The sequence below is a fragment of the Sphingobacterium sp. genome (genome assembly GCF_039596235.1).
In the GTDB taxonomy this organism is placed as follows: domain Bacteria; phylum Bacteroidota; class Bacteroidia; order Sphingobacteriales; family Sphingobacteriaceae; genus Sphingobacterium.
On the sequence record NZ_JBCNKE010000003.1, the window covers coordinates 540153 to 556706 of the forward strand.

Consider the following 16554-nt stretch of genomic DNA (forward strand, 5'->3'; position numbering starts at 1 on the left):
TAAAGGCAGGCTGATTAACGTAAGAAGCCGTAACGAACATATCTTCGTTACGGCTTCTACATTAAAGTTTAAAAATCGTCTTTAGCTTGGCGTCGAGATCCTGATCACTACCACCACCGCCACCGTAACGACCAACAATAACGCCATTCGGGTCAATGAGGATTTTGGTTGGCAAGGTATGGATGCCATAAGCTTCTGAGCGGTCTTCTGATTTATCAAAATCGCCTTGAGGAGTTATCTTTAAGCCCCGCAAGACATGCTTCCATACCGCAATTTTATCTTGATCGACCGCTTTTTTCCAAGCTTTGGGATTGGAATCGTCATCTGAGACACCGATAATTTCAAAACCTTTCTTTTTGTATTTGCTGTAGAGTTGCAGGAGGTGTGGGTTACCCTTACGGCAAGGCACACACCAGCTGGCCCAAAAATCCAGTAATACATACTTGCCACGATAATCGGATAGTTTAAGTGGCTTACCGTTGATGTCCATTCCTGCGAAATCCGTGGCTGTACTTCCCGGTGACCCTGATTTTAATTTCTTAATTTCCTCCGCCAGTTCCTGACCATTGGCTGAGTTTCTGATCTCAGGCCCCATCTGCTCATAAATGCTTTGAAGTTCTGCTAGGTCTATACTGCTAACGAAAAAGCGAAGTTGTGCAGCGGAAATAGCTGAATTAGGATGCTGCTTGATATAAGAAAACTGTTTGTCGCGTATTGTTTGCTGCATAGGGACCATATCTTCTTTGATTTTTTCAAGCTCGTCAAGTTTTGCATTGAGTACTTGCTCGGAGGCGCCTTGTTTTTTTAACGCAATGTATTCGTTGTTTTTTTTGTTGTACAATTCGTTGAGTGGTTTTAAGGAAATGATTTCAGCCTTAATCAAACCATTGTAGGTATTGAATTCTTCCTGCGTTTTCAGACCAGTTAAGACCATTTCCTGTGGGGTACTGGCATTGCCGCTGACTTGTAGAACACCGGGCTCAATGTAAAACTGTAGGTATTGTTCATAGGACTGTGGCGCACCGCTTTTTCCATCGCTGAAATAGGCTGTGGCATGGGTCGGGGTTTGCACTTTGCCGAGATAACTGAATACTCCATTAAAAATCTGTGCGCTATCAGTGACGTTCTTCCCTGCAGCATCTGTATAGCGTATATGGAACCAGGATGCTTTTGCCGGATTTTCGATCTCTCCCTTTACAACAAGGGTATTTTTGTCCATGGCGGGCGCACCAAGAAGCTCCGCTAATTTCTTGTCCAAATGCTCACCACGAAGATTTTTAGCGATGATCACACCATTGGGATCAATCAGAATGTTGGAGGGAATGGATTTGATATCATAAAGCACGCCGACTTCATTTTTCCAGCCTTTGAGGTCAGAAAGTTGGGGCCAGTTTAGGTGATCACTATGGATCGCATCCAACCAACGTTTTTGCTGTCCAGGGTAGTCGAATGAAATACCCAATACGGTGAAGTTTTTGTTTTTGTATTGCTGGAAGGCACTCACTACATTTGGATTTTCCATACGGCAGGGTACACACCAGCTGGCCCAAAAATCAACCAAGACATATTTGCCCTTGAAATCAGCTAGGGAAACCTTGTTTCCTAAGGTATCGGCTTGTGTGAAAGGCAGTGCTGTGCGGCCGATACCAGTCAGTTTATCGGTTTTGATGCTATGTTCTATGGCTTTGATTGGGACATTATTTCTTGCCTGCGGGCTGGCCTTTTGCAATAGCTCATCCAGTGAAGCAAGATCATCAGCATTGCGCAAAGTGAAAAACATTGGATATACGATTGCGGGGCTGTTTTTATGTTTTAGTACAAAGTCCTTGTCCAGCGTGGCTTGTTCAGTATTTTTGTTGTCTATCTCTTTTCGTAATTTGGCGATTTTATCTTGATCCTTATTTTTGCGGGCTTCACCAAACTGATCAATTAACGCATTTAACCCCTTTACTTTGGCGCGTTGCTGAAAGAGGTTGTAATAATCTGCGAGTTTGCCGCCGCTAAACTTTGCATCTTTCAGCATAGGAGTTTTGCTGCTGATATTAAGTTTGCCTTTTTCTAAAAATATAAAGGCACCGTTTATCTCTCCGGAAGCTTTCATTTTACCTACCTGAAAGATGTAGAAATCGCCCTTCCCTTCGGGGATATCCAGATCGAACCGAAAGCCTTTATCGGTCTGTTGGACTGAATCTTTCTGTCCGTTTCCGAATCCGGAAAGATAAATCCATTGATCTTTGGGCAGATTGTCTAACTTGCCCGTCACTACGGTATTTGTTTTTTGTGCAAAAGCCTGACTGGCCAGGGCTAAAAACAGAAATGATAATGTGCTCTTTTTCATATTGCTGTGGTCTATATGCTCGTATGGGCTATAAGGTACTGAATGCTGCTTTTAATTGGGCATCCATTTCTTCTTTAGAGGTGGTATGGATAATAATTTTTCCTTCTTTGTCTAAAAGGACATAAGTCGGCAAGCTCGGAATGTCATACAGGGTTGCGATCCTCGCCGGACTATTCTTGATCGGGAAATCATCGGCTACCTGAATCCAAGGCATTTTTTCCTGATCGAGTGCTTTGAACCAGTCTGGCCAGCGGCTGTCATTGGTGATGCCAACGATTTCTAGGCCCTTATCATGGTATGTTTTGTAGGCTTCCTTCCAATGGGGGATGGCTTGGCGACAGGGTACGCACCAGCTGGCCCAGAAATCGAGAAGGACATACTTGCCACGAAGGGAGGAAAGCCGGAAATCGCTACTGTCGGGTTTTAAAGCTTTGAAATCCGGCGCTTGATTACCGGGCAACAGTGCTTTTTTTACGGCCACTTTGTCTTGGAGATCTTTGATGTAATTGGATTCTTTTGCGGGAGACTGAAACACCTGAAGACGCTTGTCGAGTTCCGCAACCGGCATGGATTCATTAAAGAGCTGATAGCGCTGTAAGAGGTAAGCTCCGGCGACGAGTGATGGGTGCCGTTGCGTGATGCTATCGATCCAGTGAAGTTCCCAGATTTTGTGTTTATCACCAAAGGCTTCCATTTCTGCACGGATGGCTTCTTTTTCTTCAGATTTGCCTGCGGCTTCATATTTCTTGTTGAGCTGTTCAAACATCCTCTTGGCGGCGAGGCTTTTGGGGTGGTTCTCAAATTCATCAAACAGGCCCTGGTTTTTGGAACCGCTCAAACTAAAATTGCGTAAGATGGCGCCTTTGCTATCACCATACGCGGTATAATCATAATGGGTGGCTCCACTCGTATCTGCTTGGAATTGAAGTTCACCAGATTCGATAAACAGGGCGGCCGACCAGTTGCCGGGTTCGATCTTGAGAGACATCATCTCAGGCCGATCAATGGGACCTGTCAGCTCGAATTTGCCGTTTTGTAGCGTTGTGCTATCTATAGTAACCGACTTTCTGCTGGCATCATCGAGACGTTGTAATTTGATAGTTCCTGAGGTAATACCTTTGATTTGTCCATGTAATGTATATTTTCCGTCTGTTTGTGAATTTTTGCAACCCTGCATAAGCAGCAGGGCTATAAACGATAATAACGTATATTTCATCTTATTGGGTTTTAAAGATTTCGTTCAGCTTTTGTTGTAGTGATGCGCCACGAAGGTTACGGGCGATGATTTTTCCATTGGGATCTACCAGAAGCGAACTTGGTATGCCTTGGATGCCATAGTAGGTAGATACTTCATTTTCGAAGCCTTTTAATGAGGATACCTGTGACCAGGGCATACCATCATCTTTGATGGCTTTTTTCCATTTTTCGGCATTATCGTCCAAAGAGATTCCAATAACAGTAAAATTATCGTCCTTGTATTTGTTATAAGCTTTGAGGACATTGGGATTCTCAGCACGACAAGGCCCACACCAGCTTGCCCAAAAATCAACCAATACATATTTTCCTTTGAAACTGCTGAAGCTTATCGGTTTACCGTCGGGATCATTTTGTGTGAAATCTAACATTGTTGCCCCTAAGGCACTGCGTTTGAGTACGTCCAGGCGTTCGGTAAGCTGCTTGCCCGCTGCCATGGCAAGCACAGATTTGTCGAGTAGGTCGTAAAGAGGTTTCACCTCCTCGTAACTTCCCATAGCCGATCGGTCAGCGACCAGACTCAGGCTAAAGGCGCTCTTGGGGTGCGCAGTGGTATAAGCCGCTGCCCGGGCACGACGTTCGGTACTGATTGCATCCAGTTGTTGTTCGAGTTTTAATTGCTCTGCGGCTGTACCTTTTCCCCATTGCTGATAAAGTGGGTTGGATTGTTTTTCCAGGTCTTTTAAAGTCGCCTGATAACGTTCGGCCTCGGCCTGTATTTTACTACCCTTGGCTTTTAACAAGTGTAATGAATCGGCCTGGCCAGTGATGCTGATATTGCCCGCTTCGAGGAAGAGTTCGGCGTAACGCGATGGGAACATCAGATAGACCTTTTGGGGTTCGGGCATATCTGCTTCCCAAACAAATTTATCTTTCTGGATCTGAACAGTGTCTGTTTTCATTTTGCCATCTTTTAGGTATCCAATAGCCACCTGAGCGTCGCCAATACCTTTGATCAGGCCGGATACTTTAGTCTTTTGTGCTAGGGCACCTAGCGCTGTTGTGAGCAGTAAAGCAATAAGTATATAATTTTTGCAGTTCATATTGTTATCTTTTAAATGTTTTATCAAAATCTTTTATCTTACAGATCAATCGTATACCCCGGGTTTTGTGCGCCAAATTTGGAATTATCCGCAAATTCATTTTTTGGTACTGGCAATATGTATTGCTGGATATTAGTTAGTTTAGGACGGATAGACGTCACGGTAGCTAATGGCAGACGCAGCAGGCATAACCATTCCTGTCCATCCTCTGCGACCAAGCTTTTGGAGGTCTCTTCAAAATTGTAGCGGAGCATATCTTCACGACTGGTCAACGCCTCAAGTTTTGAAAAATCAGCTAACCCATTGTGTGTGCCAATTTCTTTTAGGATAGCTTTTGCCTGAGGGATAGACCCGTTATTGCGTAACAGCGCTTCAGCCTTGAGCAGGTATATTTCCGTTAGCCGGATTGCGTAATAGGTTTCAGAAACAACGGTTGGTACGGTGCCTTCAGCGATATATTTGGTAAAAAAATAGTTGGCATAGTTTTTACGAAAACTGCCGACCATCCATTCCTGCCTTGGATCAGCTGTTAGCAGATTGCGTAAACCTTGAGTGGCGCAGTATAGCGAGGATGCGCCGGGATAAAATTGCCGGCTGCGGTTATAGGGGTAGGCAGGTTGGTTGGGTTGGGGCGAAATGGTCAGCATAACTTCGGTGCTACTGGCCCCTTTGGTCCGGAAAATATCCTTGGCTAAAGGTTCAAGTCGGTAAGGACTTTCATTGATGATGGCATCCGTGAGTTTAATGACTTCGGCGTAATCTCCCGCCTGACCTCGGCACATAAGAACACGGGCCTTTAATGCTCTTGCCGTCCAAATGGTCGCATAAAATTTTTCATTTTGCGCGGGACAGTGCGCAATCGCGTAATCGAGATCTTGCAAAATAGAGGTATAGCTTTCAGCAACAGAGGAGCGTGCCTTGGGAATATTGCCGATGGTCACTGCCTCGTCGCGCAATAATACGCCATAAGGACTTGAATAATCAAACCATTGACCATAAAAAGTCAGGAGTTTAAAGTGTCCGTATGCTCTTAAAAAACGTGCCTCTGCCTCGATCGGTTCACGCTCGGCTGCGGGAATGCGGCCCTGAGGCAATTTATCCATCCCGCCAATCAATGAGTTGGCAGCATTGATAATACCATAGCTATAAGACCAATAGGTTTCGGATGAACTGACCATTTGATTATCTTCGGGTGCTCCGGCTCCCGTACCGTATCCATAGGTCATATACCCGGATAACTGTGCTGGAAGACGTTCATTGTTTGTCCATTGCGCGGTGTTATTTCCTAAGGAAACATTGGCAAAGCGAAAATAAACACCATTTAGCGCTATGCGTGCCGTTGGCGCATCTAATACCGTATTGCCGTCTACTTTCGCGTTTTCAGGCAGGGCTCCGAGCTGACTCTCGCAGGAAATCAGACTTAGGGCACTTGACATACAGGCTAATCCAACGAGTATATTGATGAATTTTCTTTTCATATTCTCTTTATTAAAGTGAAAAACGTAGTCCTAGAATAAATTGCTTAACGGCTGGGAATGTCCCGGGATCACTTGCCCCGTTGATTAAGCTGTAGGGGTCGTTGCTAACCTCAGGGTCTACGCCCGGGTAACTGGTCCAAGTCAGGATATTCGTTGCCGAACCAAAGACAGAAGCTTGCGGCAGACCAATCCGTTTACGCCATGCTTCCGGTAGGACATAAGTAAGCGTCAGTGATTTAAGGCGCAAAAACGAACCATCATATACGGCAGCGCTATTGGTGTATGCTGTTCCATTTTGTTCATAAATGAGTCTAGGTCGTGTAGATGTGGGATTCTCAGGGGTCCATCGACCTAAAATTTCCGTTGTTTTATTTGACCGGTTGCTCACATTATTGTTTTGGATGTCGCCTTGGTATAGGATATCGTTCCCATAACTGAATGTAAATAAGGTTGTCAGGCTAAGTCCTTTATAAGTTATACTATTTGTGTAACCGCCATAGAATTTAGGCTCGGCATGCCCGATGATTTCGTTTGCTGGGAAAAATTCACCTTCGGGGATTTTATAACTTGGATCACCAATGCCTAAATAAGGATCAAAATACATCCAATACTTATTTTTCTCTTTATAAGCATCCACTTGTTCCTGAGTTTGCAGAAGTCCTGTAAAAACCTTTCCATATATCAGGCCCAGCGGTTCACCTTCGCGGACAATTGCATTTCCAAGATTATAGTCCGTAATGTCGTTGGGATTGGTAAAATCGCGGTTTACATTGGTCACCCGCGAGCGATTGAATGAGATGTTGAAAGCACCATTCCAGGAGAGGTCTTTCGTTTGCAGAAAAGTACCACGTAACGCGATTTCCAGGCCTCGGTTCCGAATATTGGCCAGATTCGCAATGACGCTACCATAGGATGAACTGCCGGCTACTGCCTTCGTAAACAAAATGCCCGAAGTCGCTTTTTCGTAAACTTCTATACTGGCACCAAACCTGGAGTCAAATAAACTGATATCCAGGCCAGCATCTTTCTGAAGGGTAGATTCCCAGCGGATAGCTTCATTACCGAGCTGTGTGGGGACCATGGCGCTTTTGCCACCATAAGAAAAGGGACTGTATAAGGTGTAGAACATGTTGTCCCCAATATTTTGGGTACCGGTATAACCTGTACTTGCCCGTAATTTGAGGTCGTCTACCCATTTTATGCCTTTCATAAAAGGTTCTTCGGAGATGCGCCAAGCCACGCCTCCAGAAGGGAAAAATCCGGTCCTGTTAACTTTAGGAAATTTGGAAGAAGCATCGGAACGACCTGTAAAGGTGACAATATAGCGGTCTTTCCAAGCATAGCGCGCCCGCGTATAAAAACTCAATAGCGAGTTTTGACCGCTGGTTCCAACGGCTGCTGTCACGAGACTGGCTGATGAAAGGTTATTCAGATACTTGTCATCTGGATAACCTTGAGCGGTAACACCAAAAAGCTGGGAGCGAGTTTTTTGCCAAGAGGTACCACCAACGATATTGAACCGGTGCTGCGCATTGAAAACTTTGTCCCAGGTCAATGTATTTTCAAAAAATAGGTCTGTCAACTGGTTCTGCGACTGTGATCCTGTCCCGAGGCTTGAGGTTCCCACACCATTTGATGCGGCGATTAAGGCATCGCCGGTCACGTAATTACGCTGATTCGTACTGTTATAGTTGACTGAAGCAGTGCTTCGAAAGATGAGTTCCGGTAAAATTTTATAATCGGCTGCCACAGATCCTAGAAGAGCGTGGCTGGCTGCTCTGTTTATACCATCGAGGAGTACAAGCGGATTTTGATAGCCCTGGTAATCATAGCCACCAATAGATTCTCCGGTATATTTAGCAATGGAACCATCTGCATTATAAGCCGCAAATGTTGGAGGGGCAAACAGAGCCTGTGTATAAAGACCATTGGTGATATTGTTAATGGTATAGCCATAACCAAAGGTAGCTTGCGTGCGGAGCTTACTAGTGATTTCGTTGTCTAGGTTAATCCGTCCCGACAGACGTTGGAAGTCAGTACCTAATACAACGCCTTGATTGCCGGTGTATCCTAAGGAAATAAAATACTGCGAAGCATTACCACCCCCTCTGACAGAGAGATCAGCATTGTCGGATTTTCCCGTCCGGGTGACCATATTCAACCAGTCGGTGTTCGCTGGTCCATAAAAATTAGGGTTATTGATCCGGTTGTCAAATTCGACGAGTTCCTCAGGAGTCAATGTTTCCCCTGCTGCTTTACGGGCATCAAGGAGATTGCGATTAGCCTCCTGCATAATCATGATATATTGGTCGCGATTGAGCAGGTTGATCGGACGCTGCTTGCTAATACCGTGATAGTAATTTGCTTCCAAAGTCGGTTTTTGTTCTCGTTTTCCACGTTTGGTCGTGATAATCACAACGCCATTAGCAGCCCGGGATCCATAAATGGCTGTTGCAGAGGCATCTTTCAATACATCTATGGTCTCAATGTCGCTGATGTTCAGTCCGGCCAGACTATTGAGCCCACGTGCGAATGAACCAGATACAGCGCTGTTTGGATCATCAGATCCAAAGCGATCTACCGGATTGACCACCTCAGCTGAACTGCTCACGTACCGGTTTTGCACGGTCATCTGCACTCCGTCAATAATGTAAAGGGGATCGTTACCACCCATTAGCGAAGTACCACCTCGAATACGGATTTTGGCGACCCCACCTGGCGAGCCATCGGCCTGTATGACTTGCACACCGGCCGCTTTACCTGTTAAGGCCTGATCAATACTGGTAAAAGGCACATCCCTGATCTCTTTGACGTCAACAGAGACAACCGATCCAGTTAAGTCCTTCCGCTTGACACTACCATATCCAACCACAACGGTTTCCTCCAGCGTGTTTACGCCAGTTTCGAGCTGCACTTTGATTCCTTCTATGCTATGTGCTGTCGTAAGTTTGATATTTTGTGAAATATGCCCGACATACGAGATCCGGAGTACTTGTCCAGCGGATGCTCGGATCCGAAAAATTCCATTTTGATCGGTCAATACCGTGTTGTTGTTTTCCCCTAACACATTCACTGTGACACCTGGCAATGGTCGGCCTTGATTATCCTTAACAAGTCCTCGAATATTAGACTGGGTCGCGAGTGCCTGTTTTTCTTCCTTTGAAAGAATGATAAGGTATTCCCGATGCATCCGAAAACTGAGGTCAGTATTCGTCAATAGTTCATCGAGGATATCTTTTACAGGTTGATTTTGGGCGTGAACAGCAAATGCTGCGCCCAGACCTTCGACGAGATCGTCACCGTAAACAAAGCGATATTTGGTCTGGCTTTCAATTTCTTTTAAAACCGTGCTCAACTTCACCGATGTGAGGTGTATGGTTGCACGTTCATTTTGAGCCAAAGAATTACCTATCGCAGTCAGGTGGAACAGCAGGGTTAGGATGATGGTCAGTTTCACGAGAATGATCGTATTAAAAAGTTTAGGGTAATATCTTCCCTTAACGCGAATTGCGTTATTTTTCATAAGTTTGCAAGGTTAATGTAAACAATTGACAACAGCGCCTAGGATTCGCAGTCACAGCCTGTTGTGTTAATTAACGATTTTGGGAGTATGCCTGGCATACTCCTTTTTTATTCTCTGTTGGTTAGGTAGCTGTATCTTTCATAAGTTTTATTTTATGGATTAGTTAGGTAAATTCTAATGCTGCGTGGTCCGATCTTCCGATAGTTGAAGGGGAGGCTGCTCCGTAGGCTTTGAAGCACGTTCTGCAGCTCTTCGCGGTCATCGAATGCCGCTGTATATTTTCGGGAACTGATGTCCGAATTTTGGAATTCAATAGTAATATTATACCAGCGTTCCAATGTTTTAGCAATTGAAGACAGCGGTTCGTTAACAAAGACAAGTTTCTGGTCGGCCCAAGAGGTTTCGGCCAATCGTTGCTCCGCATCATATTGTGTAACGGTTTCCAATTTGTAATCGGATTTTTTTTCGATGTCTGTTGTATTGTTTTCGGAACTAAGCTGTGCTTCTGCTAGTGGAGCAACGACTTTGTCTTTTGGTTTTAGACGGATAGGGGCTTGGGACCTGCTCTTCAAAATAACCTCCGCACTGCCCTCGATCAGTGAGGCAGCAGTAAGTTCCTCGTTGGCATAGGCTCTGACATTGATGGTTGTTCCCAATACCCGGACTTGCAGCGCCTGAGTCGTTACAGTAAAGGGTAATGCTTTGTTTTTAGCAACTTCCATATACGCTTCACCAACAAGTTTGACCGCACGGTTTGTTTTACCAAATCCATCAGCGATCTCTAATTTACTTGCGGCGTTTAACTTGACCAGTGTACCATCAGCGAGTTTAATTGTTTTCTTTTCAGCAGGTTGCGTTAGATAAGCATTCGTCTGCGACTGGTTGAAATGATATTGGAAGACATACAGCGAAGTGACCAAACACAGCAGAACAATAGCCGCAGCTGCATAATAGGACCATTTTTTCTTTAGTGGTATGGTTTTGACAGGGGGATCCAAATGAGATGCGAGCCGGACATAATTTTGTTCGGCATCAATCAGATACAGTGCATCTTGCATAGCCAGCAATTCTTGCTTGGCATGCTGCATAAGTTCCTGCTGCTCGGGATGTTGTTTAATATAACTTTCCCATTTCAAGATTTCCGATGGATCCTGTGTTACCGCATAGCGAAAGAATGATTCATCCAATATAAAATCCTGAACAGACTGGTATGCACTCATGGTCTAAAAATTAGTCGTTTATATAGATAGAGCGTACCAGTTTTGGTTTTTACCAGTTATTTTTTAATTAAATATGTAAAATGCTGTGTGCCTGCTTGTTATTTTTTTTATAAAAAACTAAAACAAGATTAATAGCGGGAGGATCTGTTTGAGATTTTGCAGATTCGTGTCTTTTTTTAATGTATTGATGGCGCTATGGATCTGATTGTAGACAGCACGTTTGCTCAGGTTTGTTCTTAGGGTAATTTCATCGTAACTAAGTCCCTCATAATAACGCAGGAGAACGAGCTCACGTTGGCGTTTGGGTAATTGGAGAATCGCATTTTTAAGGACATTAACCCGCGTATTTTCTTCCTGTCGGATAATGAACTGAAACTCTTCTACATCAACGGTGTCGGTATCTTCATTATTTTCGAGCAGCGTTTCAAATTTGTTTGTATTGTTGAGGTCCTTGACTAACTGTCGCTGGTAACTTTTGAAGATATAGTTGCCAACATGGTTGGCGTTGCCTATACTTTCGCGTTTTTCCCAGAAATAAAGAAAGGTATTGTTGATGCTATCCTTTAAGGTATCCCGATCGTCTGTATACCGTAGTCCATATTGTAACAGGCCTTTGTAATAAGACATGTATAACTGCTGTAAAGCAGCTTGTTCTCCACTTCGTAGCGCCTCCCACAATTGTATTTCTAGTATGTCGCGATCCTTGCTCATGAATGTCTTATCCTCTACAAAGTTAACATTATGGATATATAAAACGACATTGTTTTAAAAAATGCACTAATAGGATTTTTAGCGGGTAGAATAGGTAAAACCATGCTAACTCGAGGTTGCTATACCGCTCGTGATAACCAGTAAATGAAAGGTTTGTTTGATTAAAGAATACTTTTTTGAATGGCTATATGAGTGGTGATTCGACCTTTTCTCATTTAAGATACAAAAGTGGATTAGGGAAGCTACTCGGTAGATTTACGAGAAATATTATGTTACAATGCCATACCTTGAGCAGCCATATTTTGCACCTGTCGGGATAGTGATGGAAAATTTATTAAATTTTATTATTTAGATTAATTAAAAACAATACATTTGCAAAAAACTACCAATGAAAATGAAGACTGCAAAGCAATGGTTCAACTGGCATAAATGGACAAGCCTGATCTGCACTATTTTTCTACTGTACCTTTGCTTAACGGGATTGCCCCTAATTTTCCACGAGGAAATCGAGCATTTTTTAGAAGAAAATAAAGAAGCTGTGACTAAGGGGCAGAAACTTAGTTTGGATCAACTTGCGCAGATTGCTGAATATAAATATCCTGGAGAAAGAGTACGTTATGCTTTCTGGGATGAAAATGAAAAGAACAAAGTTCTATTTGATGTGGTAGCTAGACCGGATGCGCCCTATGAAAAAAGTAAGTATCTCGTTCTGAATGAATACACAGGGGAGGTGTTAGGAGCACCAAAGACTGATGGAATTATGCACATCATCCTTAAACTTCATACGGATATGTTTTTGGGGATTCCCGGAAAACTGTTTTTGGGACTGATGGGGATATTATTTATGATCTCTATTGTATCAGGCATCGTACTATACGGCCCAATTATGAAGAAATATGATTTTGGGATGGTGCGTAAAAATAGATCAAAACGACTGCAATGGCTGGATACGCATAATTTACTTGGTATTGCTCTCACGGCATGGATGGTGGTCGTTGGATTTACCGGAGTCATCAACAGCTTGTCCGATGTAATTTTGGGACTCTGGCAGCAAGGGCAGCTCGCAGAAATGACCGCTCCTTATAAAAATCAGGAACCACTGAACGGCAAATTCAGTTCACTGGAGGAGGCCAAGAAAGCTGCCGAGCTCACTATTAAGGATATGAAAGTGTCGGTCATTGCCTACCCGGGGACTCCATTTACCAGTAAACATCATTACGCAGTTTTTATGCGCGGCAATACTGAACTTACCTCCAAGTTGCTGAAACCTGTATTAATAGATGCAAAAACAGGATCGGTGACTGATAGCCGTGAAATGCCTTGGTACGTCAATACGCTTTTTCTTTCCGAACCATTACATTTTGGGAATTATGGAGGTCCCATCTTAAAGATTGTATGGGCTGTTTTTGATGTATTTACAATTATCGTGCTTATCACTGGTCTGTATCTTTGGATCGCCAGACGACGTGCCGAAAAACAACAGCAGATTTTTATCGCCAAATCACCCTTATCATGAAAAAGTCTTTCCTAAAACTTTGGGGAATGCCCATCTTACTAGCCGCACTATCTCTTTTTGGACTGACCACCGCGCTATTGGGCGAGGGATGGTGGGACCTCTTAGGATGGCTTACCCTTTCGGTCCCGCTCGTTATCATTATCAGAAATTATTACAAATAAATTTTCCATCATCATGAAGAAGTTAATACTTAGTGCTTCTGTATTATCAAGTATCACTGCCTTTGCGCAACAAAAAGATTCTGTCAAAACACATAAAATCGATCAAGTGATCATCAATGCCTATATCAAAAAAGACAGTGAATATGCGAATAAAATGCCGCTTAGGACAATTGAAAATCCGCAGGTTTATTCCTCTATTGACCGAATAGCATTGGAAAATCAACTTATTTTCACTGTCGATGATGCTTACAGAAATGTAACGGGCTTGCAAAAAATGTGGAATGCGACAGGACGTGCCGGAGATGGGGGAGCCTATGTCAATCTACGCGGGTTCATTTCTAATAACTCCATGCGAAATGGGCTGGTCGCACCTGTCAGCGGAACAATTGATGCCGTTAACATCGAAAAAATAGAAGTGTTAAAAGGACCTTCTGCTACGCTATTCGGGAGTAATGTGACTTCTTATGGTGGCGTAATCAATAGGGTCACCAAAAAGCCATATGACAGCTTGGCTGCGAATGTTCAGGTAGCTGCAGGAAGTTATAATTATTACCGGGCGCAGGCTGATATCAATGCACCTCTGACAAAAGATAAGCGCCTGTTGTTTCGTGTCAACACTGCTTATACAGCGGAAGGAAATTTCCAGAATGCTAAGGTGCACAATAAATATTTTGCTTTTACCCCCAGTCTTACCTGGAAAATAAATGATAACCTGGACGTAAACCTAGAATACGAACTATTCAATAACAAAGCGCAGTCTGAACAGAACTTTTTCCTCATGGGGCCATTGTCACAATTTGGTTATTCCGGTATAAAAGACCTGGAGAGAGCAGGACTTGATTACAAAAAGTCTTACGTGGGATCTGGACTATATAATACGGGCCGCACAAACAACTTTTTTGGACAGGCCAATTACAAGATCAATGAGCATATCCGCTCGTCTACATCAATAAACAGTGCTTCGAGTTATTCTAATGGATTTAATCCTTATTTTTATATCACGACAAAATCCTATGGTGCCGATGTGAACGACAAAGAAGTTGGTTTATACAGGGGCGACCAGTCCACTCAGGATAGTAAACAGCGTTATCTACAGTTGCAACAGAACTTCAATTTTGATTTCCATATCGGCGGAATGCGAAATCGTACTGTTGTGGGCGGCGATTACCTACGTACGCGTAATGATCAGTTTTTTTATTTTGGGGTAATCGATTTTGTACCTTTTACAGGCGATATGGATTACAGCAATTTTAATGCAGATTATGTGACGCAATATTATAGCAGCATTCGAAATACGCCCGCCTGGGAGAGTGCGATCTGGCCTTTGAAAAATAAATCAAATACCTACAGCGCTTATCTGTCTAATGTCATCACACCTGTCGCGGGATTGAATGTCATGACCGCAATTCGTTATGAGCGTATTCAGTTTAAAGGTGGGGTAAAAGGATCCAATGAGACACCAGATTATAAACAGCGCGCCTGGTCACCCAAATTGGGAGTGGTGTATGAAATTATCAAAAATAAATTATCGGTATTTGGTAATTACCAAAACAGCTTTACAAGCAATGGATATTTTGTCTCAGACACAGCATCCAATCTCTCGCTTTCGGATCCCGAAAGAGCGAATCAATGGGAAGGAGGATTAAAAGCAGACCTATGGCATGGTAAGGTCAATGCGACTGTTAATTATTATAATATAGATGTGAAGAATACACTTCAAACCATTGGCTACACACCGCAGGGGAGGGCGATCGAACAACAGATGGGAAAACGTAATAGCCGCGGAGTTGAACTGGAAGTTAATGCCTATCTGGTCAAAGGATTCTCTCTAATTGCAGGATTGAGTTACAACGATTCGAAGTTTACAGAAACAACTGACGCGACAGTTTTAGGCAAACGACCCAACACGGCTTCTTCACCTTGGCTGGCAAACTTCAATGCTACGTATCAGTTTGTTGATGGCAACCTAAAAGGACTTGGTCTAGGGCTGGGTGGAAACTATGCAAGTGCTAATAAAATCATCAATTCGACAGCTGGTATTTTCGAACTACCGCAATATTTTATCTTAAATGCCAATGCATTTTATGACAGCCCTAAATTTAGAATCGGAGTGAAGGCGGATAACTTGACCAATGAGCATTACTGGATCGGTTATACGACTGCAAATGCACAGCGATTGTTGAACGTTGTGGGAAGCTTCAGCTATAAATTTTAATCCGCTTCTTCTGAAAAAACAAAAGCCTTCAGCTGGTTAAAACTGACGGCTTTTGTTTTCCTTTATAAAGTTTTGCTCCGATTATAATGGAAAAACTCAAGCCATCGCTCTGTCTTCGGACGAGACCAGGCTTCTTTTCTTTCCTTAAGCCAGGAAGCACTTCTTCCATCCCAATAGGTTGCTATTCTTTCAATCATCCCACTATTTTTAATTCTACAATTCTATCTATAATACCTGAACAAAGGAATGATTTCATGTCGAGCCGAATATATTATAACTTGCCTATAATAAAGAAGAAGTTTAATGGGATCAGTGGTGTAAATTTTACCGTTATATTTATCCGTATCGCGCTGATAAAATCGGCTATAAGGCGGTGAAATATTGCCCAAGGGATGCAACCTTTTATCGGGAAATATCTGTAGCCAGTTTTAAACTTAATTGAACTATTTTGAAGGTGCGGTTGTTCAATAGTAAACAACATATTATGGCAGAAAAAAATATGAACAACCGGGAAGCATTGGATAAACTGAAAGAAATCATTGATCAGATTGACGTAGGCACTATTTGTTCTTTTAGCAAGGACTCTGTATATCCACATGGTGTTCCGATGAGTAGACAAGAAGTGGACGCAGAAGGAAACATATGGTATATTTGTTCCGCTGAGAGCGAAACACATCAAAATATTGAGAACGATCCTAGAGTCTCGCTCTTTTATGCAGATCCAAAAAATTATATTTTTTTGAGCGTCAATGGTATGGCTAGCTTATCCAGGGATCAGGCAAGAATTGATCGTTACTGGAACAAAATGATGGAAGGCTGGTTTGAAAAGGGAAAGGAAGATCCCAATATTAGGTTACTGCGCATAACTCCTCAAGATGCGCATTATTGGGATTCGAATTCCAATATGATTGTCAATCTTTTTAATATGCTGAAGGCGGCGGTAACTGGTAATTCCGAAGATATTGGCAAAGAGGGTGATTTAAATATCTGAGCCGGATACTCAGATACTATCTATGCCTGCCTAGGATAAAAAGATTACTTTTTAAATGTTTGATCGAAAAGTATATCGAAACAGGCATAGTGCCAATTCGAAGG

At 43.1% G+C, this 16554-nt stretch carries 12 protein-coding genes; 4 read left to right on the forward strand and 8 right to left on the reverse strand.

From position 1 onward, the window contains the following. Positions 1–61 precede the first annotated feature (61 nt). The 7 genes from ABDW32_RS09615 to ABDW32_RS09645 form a co-directional block, all read right to left on the reverse strand. Positions 62–2338: a redoxin domain-containing protein gene (locus ABDW32_RS09615; RefSeq protein WP_343561786.1), complete on the reverse strand. Its 2277-nt coding sequence runs from the start codon at positions 2336–2338 to the stop codon at positions 62–64. 28 nt (positions 2339–2366) lie between these two features. Next, entirely contained in the window at positions 2367–3554 is a 1188-nt protein-coding gene (locus ABDW32_RS09620; protein ID WP_343561788.1) for a TlpA disulfide reductase family protein, read from the reverse strand. Between the two features lies 1 nt (position 3555). Next, positions 3556–4635, reverse strand: coding sequence for a TlpA disulfide reductase family protein (locus ABDW32_RS09625; protein WP_343561790.1), 1080 nt, complete (start codon positions 4633–4635; stop codon positions 3556–3558). A gap of 38 nt (positions 4636–4673) precedes the next feature. Then, on the reverse strand, positions 4674–6113 hold the full coding sequence (locus tag ABDW32_RS09630) for a RagB/SusD family nutrient uptake outer membrane protein (protein WP_343561792.1): 1440 nt from the start codon (positions 6111–6113) through the stop codon (positions 4674–4676). Between the two features lie 10 nt (positions 6114–6123). Continuing rightward, on the reverse strand, positions 6124–9636 hold the full coding sequence (locus tag ABDW32_RS09635; RefSeq protein WP_343561794.1) for a TonB-dependent receptor: 3513 nt from the start codon (positions 9634–9636) through the stop codon (positions 6124–6126). 152 nt (positions 9637–9788) lie between these two features. Next, positions 9789–10856 carry a FecR domain-containing protein gene (locus tag ABDW32_RS09640; RefSeq protein WP_343561796.1) on the reverse strand — a complete coding sequence of 356 codons (1068 nt, stop codon included), beginning with the start codon at positions 10854–10856 and terminating at the stop codon, positions 9789–9791. Positions 10857–10973: 117 nt separating this feature from the next. Then, positions 10974–11567 carry a sigma-70 family RNA polymerase sigma factor gene (locus tag ABDW32_RS09645; protein ID WP_343561798.1) on the reverse strand — a complete coding sequence of 198 codons (594 nt, stop codon included), beginning with the start codon at positions 11565–11567 and terminating at the stop codon, positions 10974–10976. A 388-nt stretch (positions 11568–11955) separates the two neighbouring features. Between ABDW32_RS09645 and ABDW32_RS09650 the strand changes: the two genes are divergently transcribed. The 3 genes from ABDW32_RS09650 to ABDW32_RS09660 are packed head-to-tail and all read left to right on the forward strand — an operon-like array spanning position 11956 to position 15459. Beyond that, positions 11956–13083 (forward strand): PepSY domain-containing protein, encoded by a 1128-nt coding sequence (locus tag ABDW32_RS09650; RefSeq protein ID WP_343561800.1) that lies wholly within the window; start codon positions 11956–11958, stop codon positions 13081–13083. After that, on the forward strand, positions 13080–13244 hold the full coding sequence (locus ABDW32_RS09655; protein WP_343561802.1) for a hypothetical protein: 165 nt from the start codon (positions 13080–13082) through the stop codon (positions 13242–13244). Before ABDW32_RS09650 ends, ABDW32_RS09655 begins: the two co-directional genes overlap by 4 nt. A gap of 13 nt (positions 13245–13257) precedes the next feature. Further along, positions 13258–15459 carry a TonB-dependent siderophore receptor gene (locus ABDW32_RS09660; protein ID WP_343561804.1) on the forward strand — a complete coding sequence of 734 codons (2202 nt, stop codon included), beginning with the start codon at positions 13258–13260 and terminating at the stop codon, positions 15457–15459. Between the two features lie 62 nt (positions 15460–15521). On the opposite strand, the gene ABDW32_RS09665 is transcribed toward ABDW32_RS09660, so the two are convergent. Further along, complete coding sequence (locus tag ABDW32_RS09665; protein WP_343561806.1) at positions 15522–15656, reverse strand: hypothetical protein; 135 nt, start codon at positions 15654–15656, stop codon at positions 15522–15524. Positions 15657–15943: 287 nt separating this feature from the next. On the opposite strand from ABDW32_RS09665, the gene ABDW32_RS09670 reads away from it, so the two are divergent. Beyond that, positions 15944–16450 carry a pyridoxamine 5'-phosphate oxidase family protein gene (locus ABDW32_RS09670; protein ID WP_343561808.1) on the forward strand — a complete coding sequence of 169 codons (507 nt, stop codon included), beginning with the start codon at positions 15944–15946 and terminating at the stop codon, positions 16448–16450. The last annotated feature ends 104 nt before the right edge of the window (positions 16451–16554 follow it).

What these genes read in the sequence shown, in the direction of transcription:
- ABDW32_RS09665 (WP_343561806.1), bottom strand. Translation starts at nt 15,656, where the DNA reads ATGATTGAAAGAATAGCAACCTATTGGGATGGAAGAAGTGCTTCCTGG.
- ABDW32_RS09655 (WP_343561802.1), top strand. Translation starts at nt 13,080, where the DNA reads ATGAAAAAGTCTTTCCTAAAACTTTGGGGAATGCCCATCTTACTAGCC.
- ABDW32_RS09630 (WP_343561792.1), bottom strand. Translation starts at nt 6,113, where the DNA reads ATGAAAAGAAAATTCATCAATATACTCGTTGGATTAGCCTGTATGTCA.
- ABDW32_RS09650 (WP_343561800.1), top strand. Translation starts at nt 11,956, where the DNA reads ATGAAAATGAAGACTGCAAAGCAATGGTTCAACTGGCATAAATGGACA.
- ABDW32_RS09660 (WP_343561804.1), top strand. Translation starts at nt 13,258, where the DNA reads ATGAAGAAGTTAATACTTAGTGCTTCTGTATTATCAAGTATCACTGCC.
- ABDW32_RS09635 (WP_343561794.1), bottom strand. Translation starts at nt 9,636, where the DNA reads ATGAAAAATAACGCAATTCGCGTTAAGGGAAGATATTACCCTAAACTT.
- ABDW32_RS09615 (WP_343561786.1), bottom strand. Translation starts at nt 2,338, where the DNA reads ATGAAAAAGAGCACATTATCATTTCTGTTTTTAGCCCTGGCCAGTCAG.
- ABDW32_RS09625 (WP_343561790.1), bottom strand. Translation starts at nt 4,635, where the DNA reads ATGAACTGCAAAAATTATATACTTATTGCTTTACTGCTCACAACAGCG.
- ABDW32_RS09645 (WP_343561798.1), bottom strand. Translation starts at nt 11,567, where the DNA reads ATGAGCAAGGATCGCGACATACTAGAAATACAATTGTGGGAGGCGCTA.
- ABDW32_RS09640 (WP_343561796.1), bottom strand. Translation starts at nt 10,856, where the DNA reads ATGAGTGCATACCAGTCTGTTCAGGATTTTATATTGGATGAATCATTC.
- ABDW32_RS09620 (WP_343561788.1), bottom strand. Translation starts at nt 3,554, where the DNA reads ATGAAATATACGTTATTATCGTTTATAGCCCTGCTGCTTATGCAGGGT.
- ABDW32_RS09670 (WP_343561808.1), top strand. Translation starts at nt 15,944, where the DNA reads ATGGCAGAAAAAAATATGAACAACCGGGAAGCATTGGATAAACTGAAA.